Raw genomic sequence first — 17,892 nt, forward strand, 5'->3', positions numbered from 1 at the left:
AATAGTAATATTCCTGACCAACCTACAAACACGAAGCGATCGCGCTTTAACCAGTCGTCTAGTACGTCAAACCACCCTCTTCTACTTGGGGCGCGTCCAACTGCGATGGTCATGAGAGTGAAACTCCAAATATTTTCTTATAAGTACAGTTCTGCTTGCAGGCTCTTTTGTAGCAGCCTCTTCAATGCAGATTTTTAACTGGTTTGTCAATCCAGTTTACAATTTTTTACTGACTCTAATAATTCTAGGTGAAAATCGTTAATTTTTCCAGGGTATTCTGAGTCAAATTTAATCTTTTGGGGAAGAGTCAGTGGTGATTAGGAAGTTGTGATTAGGGTTTGGGGAGATTTTTGACTTTCTAAACAACTCTCATTTAATACCGACGATAGGCAGTGCGCCGCCGAGTATGAATGAAAAAAACATTTTTCCCCACTCCCCACTCCCTATTCCCCACTCCCTCATTCTTGGACGCTAAAATGAGTCCACAGATATGTTTGATTAATCCTAAATGTTTACCATTGACATAAGTGTAAGAAACACCGCCTTCCCCATATCAGTTCAACGGAAGTCAACAGAAGACGCTGAGGCTGTCTACCAACTCATTTTGGCAGCGATGCGTTCTGGCAATCCTGATATTGTGGAACTCAAGTGTGAAGGTAAGACAGAGAAAAAAATCGCTGTTCGTGCTAGTGAAATTTCTGGGGTACAGATTATTCAGAAAGATGGTGTTAGCACTAGCAGTGGCAGACCACCTGGCTTTTTTGCCTTAGCAGGCGAGTAAGGTGTAGCAATGACGGAAGTGGGCATTCAAGTCAAAAACTTAAATTTCAATTGGCCTAGTGGTGAGGCGGCTATCAAGTCTTGTTCTCTAGCGGTTCCCAAAGGTGAATTTTGGATGCTTTTGGGTACTAATGGCAGTGGCAAATCAACTCTACTCCGACTCTTGGCGGGGCTGTTACAGCCCCAGTCTGGTGAAATTGGTGTTTTACCTCCTGTCGGTTTTGTGTTCCAAAATCCTGATCATCAATTAGTTATGCCAACTGTGGGTGCAGATGTGGCTTTTGGACTGGTGGAAGAAAAATTGCCGCCTGCTATGGTGAGAGCAAGGGTTGAAGAAGCTTTAGGGGCGGTAAATTTGCTGCAACTGCAATTACGCCCGATATATGCTTTGAGTGGGGGACAAAAACAACGTGTGGCGATTGCTGGTGCGATCGCTCGTCACTGTGAAATCTTATTATTAGATGAACCCACAGCTTTACTTGACCCTGATAGCCAATTAGATTTAGTGGCTGGTGTCCACCGCCTAGTCAAAAGTCGCGGTATTACAGCCTTGTGGGTAACTCACCGCCTGGATGAGTTGAATTACTGTGATGGGGCTTTTTTACTCGATAAAGGTTCTTTAGTTGATTGGGGTGAACCCCAACGCCTCAAACAACGATTGATGAAAGTGAATGATGAATCACCTTAAATGCTCAAATTAATTCATCAATAATTTTTAACATCTCTAACGCGCCTCATTAAAGGCGCGTTTACATTTGTAGGCAATTAGTATAGCAACCAATCAGCAGACAAAATGCTTGCAAATACAGGGTTTTTTACCTCTGAATTGATTTAAGTAATTCTCTTTTTTGGTAACTGACTTCTGAAATTGAGAACTTTTTTGAGATAAATTTTGCAATCTCTTTGCATTATTTAGTGCTTTGTAACATAGTGTTACAGCGAATGCTTCAATTACTATAAAAGTTATGAATGGATTGTGTTAACTCTAGAAAATTGTGATTAAAAACCATGCCCCGTTCCTCAGTCCCAGCCGTTCTGTTGGTGGACGGTTACAACATAATTGGCGCTTGGCCTTGTCTGAAAAAAACCCGTGATAGTGCTGGTTTAGAAGCAGCACGTTGGGAACTGGTCGAAGCCATGATCGGTTACAGTGCTTTTCAAGGTTACGAAACTCAAATAGTTTTCGATGCTCAATATCATAACGCTTCTAGCAATAAAGAAGTGATTACAGAGTTAGTTTCTGTTTACTACACTGATTTTGGGCAAACGGCAGATACTTACATCGAAAAAATTTGTGCTTCCTTGCGATCGCAGATAACTGCATCTCGAATTTCGCGGATGATTGTGGCTACCTCAGACAGAGCGCAACAATTAGTAGTACAAGGATACGGGGCGGAATGGTTATCAGCACAACAGCTTTGTAGTGCTGTCGAAACCACAGTTTGCCGAGTTCGCCAAAAATATCAAACTCGCAAAAAATCTAACAGTAGGTTTTTGGCTAGTGCCATTGATGATAAAGCGCGACAGAAGTTGGCTGCATTGCGTATGGGATTACAGTAACGCAACATCCATAAGTCTCTAATCTTCCTTCAGGCAGGGTTTTTAGTGACAATATTGGACAAAATGAGACTTGAGAAAAAAATTAGCAAAAGTACTTGCCATTTCTTAGTGATTACGCTACTATTAGAAATTGTGAGCGACAGCGTTCCTCAGTAGCTCAGCGGTAGAGCGATCGACTGTTAATCGATTGGTCACTGGTTCGAATCCAGTCTGGGGAGTTTTAAAAGTATGAAGGGTAAAGTATGAAGTGTGAAGAGTTAGGTTTCAAACTTCAATCTTCATCTTACCAAGGACTTTGGACACTAGACCCTAGCGTAGTGTTTCTTAATCATGGTTCTTATGGTGCTTGTCCAAAAGCGGTGTTAGCAGTGCAGCAGAGTTTGCGATCGCAGTTGGAACAAGACCCAGTAAATTTTTTTGGCAGAAAGTGGGAACCTTTATTAGACAATGCTCGCAGCAAGTTGGCAGCTTTTATTCATGCTGATATCCAAGATTTAGTATTTGTCCCAAATGCGACAACTGGCGTAAATTCAGTGTTGCGTTCTTTACATTTTGCCCCCGATGACGAGATTCTGACGACTAACCACGAATACAACGCTTGTCGCAATGCTTTAAACTTTATTACGAGTCGCACGGGAGCGCGGGTAGTTGTAGCGCAGATTCCTTTACCTGTGGAGTCGCCACAACAAATAATTGCCGCCGTATTAGAGCAAGTTTCACCTAAAACTCGTTTAGCATTACTAGACCATATAACTAGCCAGACAGGGTTAATTTTCCCCATAGCGCAGCTAGTCAAGGAATTACAGGCGCGTGGTGTTGAGACATTAATTGATGGCGCTCATGCACCAGGAATGATTGCCTTAAATATGGCAGAAATTGGGGCAACTTACTATACGGGGAACTGTCATAAATGGCTTTCTGCACCCAAAGGAGCCGCATTTTTGTATGTGCGGCGGGATAAACAAGCAGAAATTCATCCCCTGACAATTAGCCACGGTGCTAACTCACCACGCACTGATAAAAGCCGCTTTCAGTTGGAATTTGACTGGACAGGTACAGATGATCCCACAGCTTATATGTGCGTACCAGAAGCGATCGCTTTGATGGGTTCACTGTTACCCGGTGGTTGGGTAGAATTAATGCAGCGCAATCATCAGCTAGTTATCCAAGCTAGACAGTTACTTTGTACAACCCTACAAGTACAACCACCTTGTCCAGCAGAAATGATTGGTTCAATGGCTGTTGTACCAATGCCTGTGAGTTTGGCAAATCAAAATCATATTTGGCTACATGATCAATTGTTGGATCAATTTGGTATTCAAGTACAAGTGGTTCCTTGGACTGAATCACCAGGAATGCTGATCAGGATTTCTGCACAGATTTACAATACTTTAGAGCAGTATGAGTATTTGGCAACAGCTCTAAAGTATTGTCTGAAACAAAATTAGTTTTGGATATTGACAAGCAAAACTAAATTAGTAAATTAAATTTGCAAATTAACTTGATTATCTACCGAGGTACTGACTAGCCAAGCGAATCGCGTCAGTAATATCAACATCGCCATCTCTATCTGCGTCTAAAAAAGCATTTAACACAGAATTACTACCACTCGATTGGAGAAAATTCAGCACTACTGGCACTATTGAAGGTAGTAATTGTTGAATAGTCCCAGCATCTAAACCAGTGCGTTGAGCAACCGCCTCAGCCACTTGTTGCTGCATTTCTCCAGAAAACAGCGAATCTACAGCTTGGGGATTAGGAGAAGTACCGGCATATTGGTTTACCAAAGCTTGGACTTCACCTTCGCCATTGGTAGCTTGCTTTTCTTGTAAAGAAGAGCGGACATAATTACCCACAATTCCCAAAACTGATTGGATTGTCGAGGCATCGGCACCAGTGCGATCGCTCAGTTGTTGTACAGTATTGATAATCCCCCCCAGTTGATTGGTATTACCTACCGCACTGAGGATTTGGTCAAACAGTCCCATAAGTTTTTTCTCTCTGATTAATGACACCATCACATTAACAGAAAGTCGCTAAAGTCAAGTGTTGGAATCTCTGTGAAAAACCGTACTTTAACCGAAGTTTCTTTTCTCTAATCATCCCCTAGACTAGAATAAAAATATAAGCATCACTATAAGCTGCTGAGTGTCAGTACTCAGTTAAAGATAAGCAACATGGGATTCTTTGATTCTGAGATATTGCAGCAAGAAGCAAAAGAGCTTTTTGAAGATTACCAAGCCCTCATTAAACTTGGTAATAGTTATGGCAAGTTTGACCGCGAAGGTAAAAAACTGTTTATTGAACAAATGGAAGCCATGATGGATCGCTATCGCATCTTTATGAAGCGATTTGAGCTATCAGAGGATTTCATGGCACAAATGACAGTAGAACAATTAAAAACTCAGCTTGGTCAGTTTGGCATCACTCCGCAACAGATGTTTGATCAAATGAACTTCACTTTAGAACGGATGAAAGCCGAACTGGAAAAACAACCCTAAAGATTTTGGATTTGAGATTTTAGATTTTGGATTGATTAAGTCATCCAAAATCCAAACTCTCAAGCTAGTACAACAGGGCGGAAATCAAGATACCATTTCAAGTAAAAAGCTTTTAATATAAGCTTTTTGACTTTTGATTTTTGACTTCCGCGTAGCGATTTAGTTTCCTTTTGGACGAGGGAACTGGGAAGGCGGTTTGAAATTTTCTACTGGTACGCCTTTGAGGGCTTTAGTCATAAAATCTTTCCAGATGGGAGCTACCATGACACCACCAGTAGCACCATGAGCTAATTGTCTGTTATCGTCTCTCCCTACCCAAACAGCAGTAGTTAGCTGGGGTACAGTACCAACAAACCAAATATCTTTTTCGGAAGATGTTGTCCCTGTTTTGCCAGCCGCAGGGCGATCGATGGCGGCGTTTTTCCCCGTACCTTCGGTAATTACTGAACGCATAGTATCGATAATTGCTGCTGAAGCCCAAGGGTCAAGCACTAGCTGAGGCTTAGGCGTATTATCTAGCAATACATTGCCACTACTATCAGTAATCCGCGCGATAATTGTTGGTGGAGATTGCCAACCGTAGTTAGCAAAAGTCGCATAAGCACTGGTCATTTCCAAAGGTGTCACACCAATTGCACCTAAAGGCAATGAAGTTACAGGTTCCATTGGACTCATAATTCCCAAAGTCCGGCAAACTTCTATAACTTTTGACATCCCCACAGTCTTACCCAGCTTAATCACCGGGATATTCCGAGATACTGATAAAGCCTTGCGAATCGACATCGCCCCGCCAAAGGTTCCATCATAGTTCCTGGGATAATACCAACCATTACCATCACGGTAACTCACTGGCGCATCAATGACAGTTGAGTCTGGCCCAAACTTACCAGTGGCAAAAGCAGCATAGTAAACAAACGGTTTAAAAGAAGAACCTGGTTGACGTAGTGCTTGAGTGGCGCGGTTAAACTCACTCACCTTGGGATCTACACCACCCACCAATGCTTTAATAAAATGGGTACGCGGATCAATGGCTACCAAAGCAATTTGGTTTTTATACAACCCTTGGCTTAAAAGAGTTTGATGCCATTTTTTCACAGTGTCTTCTGCCATCATTTGGAATTTAGCATCAACTGTAGTTTGGACGCGCATCCCGCCTTTGAGTAATGCGTCACGCCCAAACTTTTTCGCTAATTCCTGAGATACAGTATTAGAAACATAGGGTAAGGCGCTACCTTGGAAAGACCTGATTCTACCAAGTTTAATTTCTTGCTTTAACGCATCATCATATTCTTGCTGGGTGATCCACTTCAAATCCAGCATCCGCCCTAATACTTCTTTTTGCTTTTGTTTTGCCAGCTTCATACTAGCAAAGGGGCTAAATTCTTCTGGGGCTTGAATTAAACCCGCCATCATAGCCGACTCTGCCAAGGTTAAGGTTTCGGCGGACTTATCAAAGTAACTGCGGGCGGCTGTTTGGACACCGTAATTATTGTGACCCCAATACACTTGATTGAGGTACATTTCTAAAATTTGGTCTTTGGTAAGAATTTGTTCTAAACGAATTGCTAAGACAGCCTCGGCTAATTTTCGAGTAATGGCGCGTTTTTGCGACAAAAACAAGTTTTTCACCAACTGCATGGTGATGGTAGAACCACCTTCTTTAACACCACCTGCAACGGCGTTAACTACAATGGCACGCCCAATACCTGTAGGATTAATCCCGTGATGATAGTAAAAATGTCCATCTTCACTGGCGAGTACAGCTCGTTTTAAATTAGGTGAAATTCTATCTAATGGTACAACTTCGCGGTTAGCCTCCCCGTGGACGCTGGCCAGGAGTTTACCTTTAATGTCATAAATATAAGTTGTTTCTGAAGGCAAAAAGTTACGCAGTTGTCTGACATCGGGCAAATTGCGGAAACTAATCGCTAAACCTACCAGCCCTCCAGCTACAATAGAGCTTGTCAGCATGGTGATAGATAACAAAGTACCGCCAGTTATCTGACCAACGCCTTTCAAGAACTCAAAACCCGGTGAAGGCCGACGTTGTGGCTGCTTATTTTCAAGAGTCCTAGACGACACGGTGATATCACTTCCTCACTTGTAAATTTAACTGTAATTCATCGAAATGCAGCAAGGTGGTTAATTTTTTGCAATTATATTAGTTTGGCAGATGAAAAAACGGACAAGTTGCCAGTGAATGTAACCAACCTAACTTCTCAGATAAAAAGTGTAGTTAATAGCGAATCTCCTATTATGGCGCAAGATTTTTCTTGGCTGCATCGTGGAATAGTAGAAGTATTCCCCCAACCGACTGATATTAATAGCGAAATTGAAAGTTTAGAACAGCGTCTAGCAAATAGTAACAGACCTTTGAGGGTGAAATTGGGAATCGACCCTACGGGTGCTGATATTCACTTTGGTCATAGCATACCAGTGAGAAAACTGCGAGCGTTTCAAGATGCTGGTCATACGGCAGTCCTGATTATTGGTGATTTTACGGCTCGCATTGGTGATCCGACTGGGAAATCTGAGGTGCGTCGCCAGCTAACAGAGGCTGATGTGGCGCAAAATGCCCAGACTTACTTAGACCAAGTGCGTCCTATTTTGGATTTTGACACACCAGGACGGTTAGAGGTGCGTTATAACTCCGAATGGCTTTCCCAGCTTAATTTAGGAAAGATTTTGGAGTTACTGTCTACGATGACCGTGGGACAGATGTTAGCCAAGGAAGGGTTTGCTGAACGTTATAAAAAAGAGAATCCGATTTTCTTGCATGAGTTCCTTTATCCGTTGATGCAAGGCTATGATTCTGTTGCTGTTGAGGCTGATGTAGAACTTGGGGGAACTGACCAAAAGTTTAACATTGCTGTAGGACGAGATTTACAACGTTATTTTGGACAGAAGCCACAATTTGGGGTGCTGTTACCAATTTTAATTGGTACAGATGGCGTACAGAAAATGTCGAAGTCTCTGGGCAATTATGTTGGGTTGTCGGAACACCCAGGACAAAAATATCAGAAGTTACAAGGGGTTCCTGATAATTTGCTGGCACAGTATTTTGAACTGCTGACAGATTTACCTTTAGATAAATTGCCAGAAAACCCGCGCGATCGCCAGATGCTTTTAGCTTGGGAAGTAGTTAAACAATATCACGGCGAACAAGCTGCAAATGAAGCGAAAGAAGCAGCAAAAAGTGGCGGTAAGGAAGGTGCTGTTCCAGAATTTTCCCTTGCTGGTGTACCTCAGTTTCCGGCAAAGTTGGCTTTTATACTTGGTGCTTGTGGCTTGTGTAAAAGTACAGGCGAAGGACGGCGGAAAATTCAAGAAGGTGGTGTACGCTTGGATGGCGATCGCATTACCGATGTTGATACCACTTTTACAGAACCTAGTGAATTACACGGACGAGTATTGCAAGTGGGGAAGAACAAGTTTGTGCGTTTAGTTCCGTAAATTGAGGGAGTAGGGAATGGGGAGTTGGGAGTAGGGGGAAGTGTGGGGAGTGTGGGAAGTGTGGGAAGTGTGGGAAGTGTGGGAAGTGTGGGAAGTGTGGGGAGTGGGGGAAGTGTGGGAAGTGTGGGAAGTGTGGGAAGTGTGGGGAGTGTGGGGAGTGTGGGAAGTGTGGGAAGTGTGGGAAGTGTGGGGAGTGGGGGGAAATAACCAAGGACAAATGACCAATGACTAATGACAAAATCATAGTGGCTTTGGATGTGCCGGATTTGGAGGGTGCGATCGCTCTAATTGACAAGCTAGAATCAGTTAGTTTCTGGAAGGTTGGGTTAGAGTTGTTTACCAGCACTGGGCCGAGCATTTTAGAAATTTTAAAATCTCGGCAAAAGCGCATCTTTCTAGATTTAAAGTTTCATGATATTCCTAATACGGTGGCTGGAGCTTGTCGCAGTGCGGCGCGGTATGGGGTAGATTTGTTGACAATTCATGCAACCGCAGGTAAGGATGCACTCAAAGCCGCTACCGAAGCAGCCCAAACAGGCGCAACCCAAGCAGGTGTGCAACCGCCCAAATTAATTGCTATTACGTTGTTGACGAGTATTTCGGCGCGACAATTAGCGTTTGATTTAAAAATTCCCCTAGAGTTGCCCGAATTTGCCCTAGAAATGGCATTAATGGCGCAAGAGTCAGGGTTAGATGGGGCGGTATGTTCACCCCAGGAAGTGGCGCAATTGCGCCAAACCTGTGGGGATGAGTTTTTATTCGTTTGTCCGGGTGTGCGTCCAAGTTGGGCTGATAAAGGAGATCAAAAGCGATCGCTCACCCCTTCCCAAGCCCTGCAAGCTGGTGCAAACTATTTAGTAATTGGTCGTCCCATCACTGCTGCGCCTGATCCTGAGTTAGCCTGGAAGCGAATTTCTGAGGAATTGAATTAGAGGCTGGAGGCTAGGGACTAGTAAGTAGTGGCGTGGCAAGCCTTAAATGTTGCATTAAAAAATAGATTTTATCTGTGTTCATCAGCGTTTATCTGCGTTTTTATCCAAATCTAATGCACTACTTTAGCCTTGCCACGCCAGTAGGGTGTGTTACGGCTATGCAAGAATTTTGGAACTTAAGACAGTGAGAATTAGCCGTAACGCACTATCTTTTTAGGTGTGTTTGGCGTTGATATAACGCGCATCTTGAAATTTAATACCAAATTGAAGAATGATTGCGACAAATGAATTGCCCAAAAGCTTACCAGTAAAGCCTGTCTCAATCCAAAATCTGTCTTGAAAAGTTTGCTCAAGTCGGGGAACCCGCCCACGCAACTTTTCGCAAAATCTAAAATCCAAAATGGTATAAGGTTTACTCACACAAAAGTATGAAAAAGTTTTTTCCCTACACCCCTACACCCCTACACCCCTATTTCCTACTCCCCCTCATCGCTTCTACGTTATGTATAATAATTGCCCATATTTTTGATAACTCTGCATTTTCTCAAGCCGCAGAGATAAATGTAAACTCTGTTTGCAAAGAAAAAAATCTCGAAACATTAACTACTCAACTGTTGCGCGATTTACCTAGTTATAGTAATCGTGCCAGTCAACGCGCTCGTCGGCGAACAAGAAGTAATGATTTGTTCAGCTATATGCTGTTAGCGGGTAGACCAGAATTTCAACCTTTACCACTAAATCCTGCTAGTGATGATCTCAATGAGCAGAAAAGTGCTAACTCAAAAGTTGAGCAGGTATTTTTTACCACCTTAGAACGACAGTATATAGAAAATAAAGCTATTGAATTACAAGAATTTCATTGGTTATTTTTGACTAAAAATCAAAGTGGCTGGTATTTGGTAACGATGTTGACACAAACTGGTGCTTCTAGGAATCAACAACCACCAACACCACCGCGTGATAGTAGTAATGGTACAGTCGCCCAAGGGATAAAAGCTTGGTTACGAGATTGTCGGGCGGGAAGTCTGCGAGAGACAGGAAGAAACTAAGGGCTGATGAGAGGGATGTTTTTTGTTTCGCGCCTTTGCGCCTTTGCGCGAAACATCGATAGTTAATATCAATTTGAAAAAAGAACGCGACAGCCTACTACTTCCCTCAATATACAAGGTTGGGTGTAGCGATCGCGTAACCCAACAAAGTATGCGTGAATGTTGGGTTCCGTTTCTCCACCCAATCTCTGTGCGTAAGTCTTGTTACTTTTTCTATCTTAGGGTAGATGCAAAAATTTTTTGTTTAAAATTGTATTTTTATGTACAGACTTGAGTATAACAATTACTTAAAGACTGTTAACTCATTTTGAGCAGAAGCTTTGAATTTACAAGGTTAGTTGCCAAAATAATTATTAGGCACGCACCTAATATCAAGCTAGTTTTGCTACTTGAAGGTAAGTTGCGTGTTCTACCGATAATGAAAATCAGGGTACAGATACAAGTAGAGTGTGAGCAGTGAAGATAAATTATCTACCTCCCCTATCAATTGCTCAGGTAACGGATATACATCTGTTTGCCTCAGAAAATCATCAACTGCTGGGAATGCCTACCATTGAGTCTTTTAAGGTAGTTTTGGGGCGATTGCAGGAGTTAAAATCAGAAATTGATTTACTACTGTTGACGGGAGATTTATCTGGGGATGGAACTTCCGAGTCTTATGAACATCTGCAAAGTTTAGTCAATCAACTACAAATACCTACTTACTGGCTACCAGGAAACCATGACTGTGCGATCGCAATGAATGAAATTCTTAACCTGAAAATGATTTCGCGGCGCAAGTCTTTTCAGCGTGGTCATTGGAATTTTATCTTACTAAACTCGGCTGTACCGGGCTATGTACATGGTCATCTTTCTGCGGATACTCTGAGTTGGTTAGAGTCGGAATTAATCAAACTAGGCGATAAACCCACATTAATAGCGTTACATCATCCGCCTTTTTTGATGAATTCTTTATGGTTAGATAGCAGTAGCCTGCAAAATCCTGAAGAATTTTTTGCAGTGATTGACCGTTACCCACAAGTTAAATTAGTTTTATTCGGTCATATTCATCAACAATTCCAACACCAACGCCGCAACGTCGGGTATTTGGGAACTCCCTCAACTTGTATTCAATTTCGTTCTCATAGTCCCACTTTTGCCATTGACGAAAAATCACCAGGATTTCGGCTGCTGAAACTATACCCCAGTGGTGTCTGGGAAACATCAATAGAAAGAGTTCCCTATTTTCACCCACTGGAGTTAGCCGCAACAGGATATTAGACAAGTTAAAAGTAATATCTTGTCTCCCTTGTCTCCCCTATCTACCTTGTCCCCCTAACTTCCCACTCAGCACTCAACACTTAACTTCATCGGCAAAACTCGCCCACCGCACGAAGTAAAATGGCCCAGCGACGGAACCCCAGATATGTTCATCAGTTTCTAAGTCGCGTCCTCTGTCTAGGCTGATGAATTTTTCGTCGTCAATTTCAAATTCACTGTCTAGGTAAGTTTTTTGACCTTTACGGAACACAATACAGCCTTTTCCTGGTTCTACATAACCTTTGAAGCTGTTACCTGTCCATTCGACTATCATGTTACAGCCTAGTAATTTTTCTAAGTCATCGGCTGTGAGGCTTTTGAGGCGTTCTAAGTCACGGGATGCACCGTAAAATTTTTCTTCTTGTTTAACAGTGTAGTTTTCGATGTGGATGCGATCGCCTACGTTCAACAACTTTAACACCCGCAAGCGATAAGGGTCATTCAACAGATAGTCATAAGCTTGTTCTACAAAAAAACTGACCCCTGATAACAAGTCCAATGGTAAGGGACGCATACACACGCGGATATGTGCATAAAATGGCGGATTTTCAAAAGCCTGGGCTTGGTTGCTAAAATCAGCCGCCATCCATTTCGCTAAGGTTGCAATATCTGTAGAGCTTGTCATTTATAGATTATCTTTGGTTGCTTAAAAATCTCTTTGAGTATTTTAATGAAGTATGAAGTGTGAAGTCTGAAGTCTGAAATTTTGTAAAGAGAAATTCCTATTTTATAGGGACTCCTCTTTTTGCCTCAACTTCGCCGCCGTTCGCAAAATTTGCCCCGCTAATACTGCTGCGCCAAAACCATTATCAATATTCACTACACCAACACCAGCAGCACAAGAGTTTAGCATCGTCAGCAAAGGTGCTAAACCGCCAAAACTGGCACCATAGCCAATACTAGTAGGTACAGCAATCACAGGACAATTGGCTAAACCTGCTACCACACTAGGTAAAGCCCCTTCCATCCCCGCAACAACAATTAATACTGATGCCGACTCAATCAAATGACGGTTACTCAGCAAGCGGTGAATACCTGCAACTCCCACATCCCAAAGACGCTGGACGCGAAACCCAGACAGTTCTGCTGTGATGGCTGCTTCTTCCGCCACAGGTAAGTCCGCAGTTCCAGCCGAAAGAATACCAATTTCCCCCGGAAACTGAGGTTCAATAATTTCGGGAGTAATGGCGCAAATTCTGGCTAACTCGAAATATTGCAAACCCCGGACTTTTGATTGCAGCATTGCATAAACCGATGGTTCAATGCGAGTCGCCATCACCACTGGGTTACGTTGGCGCATCACTTCAATAATGCGAATAATTTGTTCAGGAGTTTTACCAGGCCCCCAAATCACTTCCGGGAAACCGGTTCTGAGGGCGCGATGGTTATCGATTTTGGCAAACTCACCTACAGGTTCATAGGCTAAGTTTTTCAGAGAATTGAAGGCTATATCTGGGGTAACTTTACCATTTGCGACTTCTTCTAGGAGCGATCGCAAATTCTGATCATTTGTCATTTGTCATTGGTCATTTGTCCATAGTCCATAGTACATAGTCACGACGCTCATTTTCTGCTTTAACTATTTTGTAATTTTGATTTCGTAAATGTTCCAGAATGCACCACTCAAGGCAGAATAATTAATCCCTTCAAAGCGATTGCGTACTGCTGTCATCGCTAAGGGGTTGACTAAATAAATAAAAGGCAAATTTTCCTGAGTAATTTGTTGAGTTTTGGCATAAATTTGTTTAACTTTTGCCTCATCAAATTCTTGGGCTGCTTGGATGTAAAGTTTGCCAATTTCGATTTCCCAAGGGGAAGCCTCCCAGCCTTCAATGGGTTTTTGTCCTGGCTGGGGTTTTTGGTTAAACATGTGCAACCCACCTTCAGGAGACCAAACATTAGACCCATCATTTGGCTCTAAACCGCCTGTTAAACCGAGTAAAGAAGCTTCCCAGTCGAGGGTATTAGAGAGTTTATCTGTATAAGTATTCCAGGCGATCGGGGTAAAATCAACCTGCATCCCGATTTTAGCCAAATCTCGTTTAATCTGCGCCCCAATGGCTTCCCGGATTTTATTCCCAGAATTTGTCAGCAAAGTGAAGCGAACCCGATTACCCTCAGCATCTAATAATTGACCTTGTTCATTATATTTAAATCCAGCTTTGATCAATAATTGCTTTGATTGTTCGGGATTATAATTGTAAGTTTTTAAACCTTCTTCCGGCGAAAGATAATAAGGACTCTGGACTGTCACTGGGGAGTTTTGTGGTTTTCCCAATCCACGAAAAGTATTATTAATCATTGTTTGGCGGTCAATCGCATAAGCAACCGCCTGCCGAAATTCCACTGTATTAAACCAACGTGATTTGATGGGGTCTACCAGTGGCTTGCCATTTCTTTTACCTTTATTTAAATTAAACAGAACAAAGTTAGTACCAGTTCCAGGTTCATTACCATAAACCGTGAAATTTCCTTGTTTTTCTTGCACTTTTAACAAAGAAAAGTAATCAGGTGAAATACCTATGGTATCTAAGCCGCCAGAGCGAAACTGCAACAAAGCTGTGTCTGTATTTTCGACAATTTGCCAAACTAAACGTTCAATATAAGGCTGGGATTTTCCTTCAGCATCTTTACGCCAATAATAAGGATTGCGCCGAAATACAACACGCTGGCTAGTATCATATCGCTCTAACTTGAAAGGGCCATTAACAATAATTTCTTCTGGTGGAGTATCTACACCCCACTTAGACAAAAATATCGGTTTTCCTTCACTATCTTTTTCCTGGACATACTTTTGCAAAGCGTGGGCAGGTAATATGGGAGTGCCTGTATTTAATAAAAACGGTCTAAATGGTTCTGGTAAAGCAAATTCTATCCGCCGTTCATCTATTTTACTGACAGTAGGCAACTTGCGACTCACGCCAATCCTAAAAGAATCTCTCACATCTGTGGGAATTGCCTCATTAAAATAAATATTGTTATATGTGAATACAACATCATCCACTGTAAGTGGTTGACCATCCGACCATTTTAAATCTTGACGCAGAGTAAAAATAAACTTCAATTTATCTTCAGAAATTTGCCAAGATTCTGCTAATTTCGGCTCAACTTTTCCCGTAATAGGATTTTGATCAACCAAGCCTTCATAAGTCAAGCCAAAAATATTGGGAAATTCTTGACTCAAAGGAAAATTAAATGTTTTGGGATCACTCAGAATACTACTTACTACTTGTGGTATCTGTGCCGCCGAACTTTTAAAGTTACTAGGGTTACAAGCTGCAAGGGTTATTGCTGTAAATGCAGATAAAATTATCAGTATCCAAGAACGTTTAATGCTAGACAAGTTATGATTAAAGATTTGCATAGTTTTGAGATGCAAGAAGATTTACTGTTGCACTGAATAATATCTGGTTTACTTCTAGAATCGCCATAGTCAGATAGTAGATTAAGTTAATCAGTAGCGATGAGTAAGACTACAGCATAAGCACAAATACCTTCTTCTCGTCCTACTGGGCCGAGTTTTTCATTGGTGGTAGCTTTGATGCCAATTTGATTGGGTTGCAGTTCTAAAACAGTGGCAAGTTTACTCCGCATTGTCTCGATATGCGGTTTTAATTTTGGGCGTTCAGCAACCACTACTGAGTCAATGTTACCTATCTGCCAACCTTGGTCTTTAATGAGCTGATGTACTTGAGTTAAAAGTATCAAACTATCTGCCCCTGCCCATTGGGGATCAGTGGGGGGAAAGTAATGGCCAATATCACCCAAGGATAAAGCCCCTAACATAGCATCCATAATGGCGTGTGTTAACACATCCGCGTCACTATGTCCGAGTAAACCGAGTTCGTGGGGAATTTGAATGCCACCTAAAATTAAAGCGCGATCGCTCACCAATCTGTGAATATCGTAGCCGTTACCAATTCTGATATTTGTCATTTGTCATTTGTCCTTGGTCAATCGTCAACAATTATTCTCCCCTGCTCCCTGCTCCCGGTCGCCGAGCGGAGCCGAGGTGCTGCTCCCCTGCTGCTTCTCCTCTTGCCATTTTTCCAGTAAATCGGGACGACGATCGCCAGTGCGTTTAATTTGTTGTTCATAACGCCAACGAGCGATCGCCGCATGATTCCCAGAAAGTAAGACATCTGGCACTTTCCAGCCGCGAAAATTCGCCGGACGAGTATACTGGGGATAATCTAGCAATCCTTCTTCAAAACTTTCAGATTTCAGCGACTCTACCTTACCCACAGTTCCCGGTAATAAGCGCACCACCCCATTAATTAGCGCCATTGCCGGAATTTCGCCCCCTGTGAGAATAAAATCTCCTAAAGACACTTCCCGCGTCACTAAATTCTGTACTCGCTCATCTACCCCTTCATAATGACCACAGATGACAATCAACTGGTCATAATTCGTCGCCAACTCCCGCAACAGAGGTTGGTCGATGGTTTGACCTTGGGGACTCATCAAAATTATTTCTCGGCGAGGTAAACAGGGTAGGGACTCCACCGCACCAAAAATTGGTTCTGGCTTCATTAACATTCCCACCCCACCCCCGTAGGGTTCATCATCTACCTTGCGGTGTTTGTCATTGGTAAAGTCTCTGGGATTGACTAAATTAACTTGGGCAATTTGTTTGGCTAAAGCTTTACCCAACAGCCCAGAACTGAGAACTGAGGTAAAACAATCAGGAAAAAGTGTAACTATATCAAAGCGCACAGTAATTCGTATTCAAGAACACTAATCTTAAAGTTGAATGTCTAGTAAACACAACAAGCAAATGTAGGTTACAACTACAGATAAGCTTAATCAATAGTATCTAAAAGTACTAGAACTATTGATTTTTAGTGGCAACCAAAGTTTTTCTAATTACTTAATTTATGTTTAAATATTGTCACAACTACATTTAAATTAATAATCTGACCAAAGTTAACAACTTCCAGGATTTATCGAGCCAGACCGCAAAACAGCGTGTTCAGACCTGCTCACACCCAATCCCAGAAAGGAAACTGAGTTCCCCAATTCTCCCCGGAACCCTAGCTCCTAAACAATATTCTGCCAGTCTGGAACTGTGGACAGGGAAACAACAAGGCGCTGGCTTTGAAGAAAGGCAAGAGACACATAAAAAATTACAACTTTATGTGCCTCAAGCAAGAAGCCAAGTTGGCAGAAATTGCCCCTTGCAACTTCCAAAAAGTGTCCTCTTAAGAAAGCAAAATGGATACTGAACCTTGTTAAATTCACACGCCATTCGCTACAAGCCGGGAAACCCGTCCCAATTAATGGTTCACGCCATTTGCTATCAGCCGGGAACCCCGTCCAACGCAATGGTTCCTGAAGTTGTTGACAGGAGAGACAAAATGCAGCAATTAAAAGCTAAATCGCTGGAAATGAGGACACCCCAAGCAACTAAAACCGCTGTTATGGTCATCGGAGGCGCTGAAGATAAAGTTCATGGGCGCGAAATCCTAAGAACTTTTTTCGGCCGTGCCGGTGCTAATAAGGCTTATATTACAATTGTTCCATCAGCCTCCCGCGAACCCGCTATTATCGGTGGTCGGTATATTCGCATTTTTGAGGAGATGGGTGCTGAAAAAGTTGAAATTTTAGATATTCGTGAGCGGGAACAATGTGAATCCTCCCAGGTAAAGGCATCTCTAGAGGCGTGTAGCGGGGTATTTCTGACAGGAGGAGACCAATTGCGCCTTTGTGGCGTGTTGGCAGATACACCAGCGATGGAAATTATCCGTCAGAGGGTGAGAGGGGGACAGTTAACCTTAGCAGGTACTAGTGCTGGTGCAGCCGTAATGGGGCATCACATGATTGCTGGTGGTGGTAGTGGTGAAACACCCAATCGCTCTTTAGTCGATATGGCGACGGGTTTGGGATTTATCCCCGAAGTGATTGTTGACCAACACTTCCACAACCGTAATCGTATAGGTCGTCTGCTAAGTGCGATCGCCTCTCATCCAGACCGACTGGGAATTGGTATCGATGAAGATACCTGTGCTGTATTTGAACGCGATGGTTGGTTACAAGTTATGGGCAAAGGCAGTGTGACCATTGTTGACCCCACTGAACTTACCCACACCAATGAACCTCACGTTGGTGCAAATGAACCATTGACGTTGCATAACTTACGTCTGCATATCCTCAGCTATGGCGATCGCTTTCACCTGTACCAAAGGACTGTATTGCCGGCGGTACACCGGATCTCCAGCTGACGGGATAGAGTATCCGAGGTTACAGTGAGTTGATCATCTGTTTATTTATGGCAGTAGAAAAAATCCACAGAATACCATGTAAACAGAAAAAACTGTT

Annotated in this window: 19 protein-coding genes, 1 tRNA gene and 1 pseudogene; 12 read left to right on the forward strand and 9 right to left on the reverse strand. The window is 42.6% G+C overall.

Features of this window, described 5'->3' with window-relative positions:
• A pseudogene (locus H6G77_RS04815) lies at positions 1-113 on the reverse strand (photosystem II D2 protein (photosystem q(a) protein)); the annotation flags it as partial.
• A 395-nt stretch (positions 114-508) separates the two neighbouring features.
• Between H6G77_RS04815 and H6G77_RS04820 the strand changes: the two are divergent.
• From H6G77_RS04820 to H6G77_RS04840, 5 genes are all read left to right on the forward strand, one after another.
• A complete protein-coding gene (locus H6G77_RS04820) occupies positions 509-781 on the forward strand; it encodes a hypothetical protein (protein WP_190591678.1) in 273 nt (90 codons plus the stop codon).
• 9 nt (positions 782-790) lie between these two features.
• Entirely contained in the window at positions 791-1,468 is a 678-nt protein-coding gene (locus tag H6G77_RS04825; protein ID WP_190591677.1) for an ABC transporter ATP-binding protein, read from the forward strand.
• Positions 1,469-1,788: 320 nt separating this feature from the next.
• Positions 1,789-2,340 (forward strand): NYN domain-containing protein, encoded by a 552-nt coding sequence (locus H6G77_RS04830; RefSeq protein ID WP_190591676.1) that lies wholly within the window; start codon positions 1,789-1,791, stop codon positions 2,338-2,340.
• 146 nt (positions 2,341-2,486) lie between these two features.
• Positions 2,487-2,558: transfer RNA gene (locus tag H6G77_RS04835), tRNA-Asn, on the forward strand.
• 24 nt (positions 2,559-2,582) lie between these two features.
• On the forward strand, positions 2,583-3,788 hold the full coding sequence (locus H6G77_RS04840) for an aminotransferase class V-fold PLP-dependent enzyme (protein ID WP_190870980.1): 1,206 nt from the start codon (positions 2,583-2,585) through the stop codon (positions 3,786-3,788).
• Positions 3,789-3,845: 57 nt separating this feature from the next.
• Here the strand turns inward: H6G77_RS04840 and H6G77_RS04845 are convergent, their stop codons facing one another.
• Positions 3,846-4,328: a DUF937 domain-containing protein gene (locus H6G77_RS04845; protein ID WP_190591674.1), complete on the reverse strand. Its 483-nt coding sequence runs from the start codon at positions 4,326-4,328 to the stop codon at positions 3,846-3,848.
• A gap of 189 nt (positions 4,329-4,517) precedes the next feature.
• Here H6G77_RS04845 and H6G77_RS04850 point away from each other — a divergent pair, with 189 nt between their 5' ends.
• Entirely contained in the window at positions 4,518-4,841 is a 324-nt protein-coding gene (locus tag H6G77_RS04850) for a DUF1825 family protein (RefSeq protein WP_190870981.1), read from the forward strand.
• Positions 4,842-5,000: 159 nt separating this feature from the next.
• On the opposite strand, the gene H6G77_RS04855 is transcribed toward H6G77_RS04850, so the two are convergent.
• Complete coding sequence (locus H6G77_RS04855) at positions 5,001-6,923, reverse strand: transglycosylase domain-containing protein (RefSeq protein ID WP_190591673.1); 1,923 nt, start codon at positions 6,921-6,923, stop codon at positions 5,001-5,003.
• A gap of 174 nt (positions 6,924-7,097) precedes the next feature.
• On the opposite strand from H6G77_RS04855, the gene tyrS reads away from it, so the two are divergent.
• The 3 genes from tyrS to pyrF are packed head-to-tail and all read left to right on the forward strand — an operon-like array spanning position 7,098 to position 9,226.
• On the forward strand, positions 7,098-8,294 hold the full coding sequence (gene tyrS / locus H6G77_RS04860; RefSeq protein ID WP_190591685.1) for a tyrosine--tRNA ligase: 1,197 nt from the start codon (positions 7,098-7,100) through the stop codon (positions 8,292-8,294).
• Between the two features lie 40 nt (positions 8,295-8,334).
• Positions 8,335-8,526, forward strand: coding sequence for a hypothetical protein (locus tag H6G77_RS04865; protein ID WP_242049148.1), 192 nt, complete (start codon positions 8,335-8,337; stop codon positions 8,524-8,526).
• Entirely contained in the window at positions 8,519-9,226 is a 708-nt protein-coding gene (gene pyrF / locus H6G77_RS04870) for an orotidine-5'-phosphate decarboxylase (protein WP_190675918.1), read from the forward strand. Before H6G77_RS04865 ends, pyrF begins: the two co-directional genes overlap by 8 nt.
• Positions 9,227-9,439: 213 nt before the next feature.
• Here pyrF and H6G77_RS04875 read toward each other — a convergent pair whose 3' ends face one another.
• Complete coding sequence (locus H6G77_RS04875; RefSeq protein WP_190675920.1) at positions 9,440-9,646, reverse strand: hypothetical protein; 207 nt, start codon at positions 9,644-9,646, stop codon at positions 9,440-9,442.
• Positions 9,647-9,654: 8 nt separating this feature from the next.
• On the opposite strand from H6G77_RS04875, the gene H6G77_RS04880 reads away from it, so the two are divergent.
• Positions 9,655-10,275, forward strand: a complete 621-nt coding sequence (locus H6G77_RS04880) for a hypothetical protein (RefSeq protein WP_190870982.1) — start codon at positions 9,655-9,657, stop codon at positions 10,273-10,275.
• 462 nt (positions 10,276-10,737) lie between these two features.
• A complete protein-coding gene (gene cpdA / locus H6G77_RS04885) occupies positions 10,738-11,535 on the forward strand; it encodes a 3',5'-cyclic-AMP phosphodiesterase (RefSeq protein ID WP_190675968.1) in 798 nt (265 codons plus the stop codon).
• A 73-nt stretch (positions 11,536-11,608) separates the two neighbouring features.
• On the opposite strand, the gene H6G77_RS04890 is transcribed toward cpdA, so the two are convergent.
• The 5 genes from H6G77_RS04890 to trmD all read right to left on the reverse strand — a co-directional run bounded on the left by H6G77_RS04890 (position 11,609) and on the right by trmD (position 16,290).
• A complete protein-coding gene (locus H6G77_RS04890; protein ID WP_190870983.1) occupies positions 11,609-12,199 on the reverse strand; it encodes a chromophore lyase CpcT/CpeT in 591 nt (196 codons plus the stop codon).
• A 102-nt stretch (positions 12,200-12,301) separates the two neighbouring features.
• Positions 12,302-13,090 carry a nickel pincer cofactor biosynthesis protein LarB gene (larB, locus tag H6G77_RS04895; protein WP_190675926.1) on the reverse strand — a complete coding sequence of 263 codons (789 nt, stop codon included), beginning with the start codon at positions 13,088-13,090 and terminating at the stop codon, positions 12,302-12,304.
• 63 nt (positions 13,091-13,153) lie between these two features.
• Positions 13,154-14,938, reverse strand: a complete 1,785-nt coding sequence (locus H6G77_RS04900) for an ABC transporter substrate-binding protein (protein WP_190870984.1) — start codon at positions 14,936-14,938, stop codon at positions 13,154-13,156.
• Between the two features lie 86 nt (positions 14,939-15,024).
• Positions 15,025-15,510 carry a 2-C-methyl-D-erythritol 2,4-cyclodiphosphate synthase gene (gene ispF, locus H6G77_RS04905; protein ID WP_190675930.1) on the reverse strand — a complete coding sequence of 162 codons (486 nt, stop codon included), beginning with the start codon at positions 15,508-15,510 and terminating at the stop codon, positions 15,025-15,027.
• Between the two features lie 24 nt (positions 15,511-15,534).
• The gene (trmD, locus tag H6G77_RS04910) at positions 15,535-16,290 is read right to left on the reverse strand and encodes a tRNA (guanosine(37)-N1)-methyltransferase TrmD (protein ID WP_190591666.1); all 756 of its coding nucleotides are present in this window, start codon (positions 16,288-16,290) and stop codon (positions 15,535-15,537) included.
• A 641-nt stretch (positions 16,291-16,931) separates the two neighbouring features.
• Between trmD and H6G77_RS04915 the strand changes: the two genes are divergently transcribed.
• On the forward strand, positions 16,932-17,795 hold the full coding sequence (locus H6G77_RS04915; RefSeq protein WP_190591683.1) for a cyanophycinase: 864 nt from the start codon (positions 16,932-16,934) through the stop codon (positions 17,793-17,795).
• Positions 17,796-17,892 lie beyond the last annotated feature (97 nt).

Origin of the sequence: Aulosira sp. FACHB-615, assembly GCF_014698045.1 — a bacterium.
Classification (GTDB): Bacteria; Cyanobacteriota; Cyanobacteriia; order Cyanobacteriales; family Nostocaceae; genus Nostoc_B.

Coding starts and splice junctions, on each gene's coding strand:
- H6G77_RS04820 (WP_190591678.1), top strand. CDS start 509: ATGTTTACCATTGACATAAGTGTAAGAAACACCGCCTTCCCCATATCA.
- H6G77_RS04825 (WP_190591677.1), top strand. CDS start 791: ATGACGGAAGTGGGCATTCAAGTCAAAAACTTAAATTTCAATTGGCCT.
- H6G77_RS04830 (WP_190591676.1), top strand. CDS start 1,789: ATGCCCCGTTCCTCAGTCCCAGCCGTTCTGTTGGTGGACGGTTACAAC.
- H6G77_RS04840 (WP_190870980.1), top strand. CDS start 2,583: ATGAAGTGTGAAGAGTTAGGTTTCAAACTTCAATCTTCATCTTACCAA.
- H6G77_RS04845 (WP_190591674.1), bottom strand. CDS start 4,328: ATGGGACTGTTTGACCAAATCCTCAGTGCGGTAGGTAATACCAATCAA.
- H6G77_RS04850 (WP_190870981.1), top strand. CDS start 4,518: ATGGGATTCTTTGATTCTGAGATATTGCAGCAAGAAGCAAAAGAGCTT.
- tyrS (WP_190591685.1), top strand. CDS start 7,098: ATGGCGCAAGATTTTTCTTGGCTGCATCGTGGAATAGTAGAAGTATTC.
- pyrF (WP_190675918.1), top strand. CDS start 8,519: ATGACTAATGACAAAATCATAGTGGCTTTGGATGTGCCGGATTTGGAG.
- H6G77_RS04880 (WP_190870982.1), top strand. CDS start 9,655: ATGAAAAAGTTTTTTCCCTACACCCCTACACCCCTACACCCCTATTTC.
- H6G77_RS04890 (WP_190870983.1), bottom strand. CDS start 12,199: ATGACAAGCTCTACAGATATTGCAACCTTAGCGAAATGGATGGCGGCT.
- larB (WP_190675926.1), bottom strand. CDS start 13,090: ATGACAAATGATCAGAATTTGCGATCGCTCCTAGAAGAAGTCGCAAAT.
- H6G77_RS04900 (WP_190870984.1), bottom strand. CDS start 14,938: ATGCAAATCTTTAATCATAACTTGTCTAGCATTAAACGTTCTTGGATA.
- ispF (WP_190675930.1), bottom strand. CDS start 15,510: ATGACAAATATCAGAATTGGTAACGGCTACGATATTCACAGATTGGTG.
- H6G77_RS04915 (WP_190591683.1), top strand. CDS start 16,932: ATGCAGCAATTAAAAGCTAAATCGCTGGAAATGAGGACACCCCAAGCA.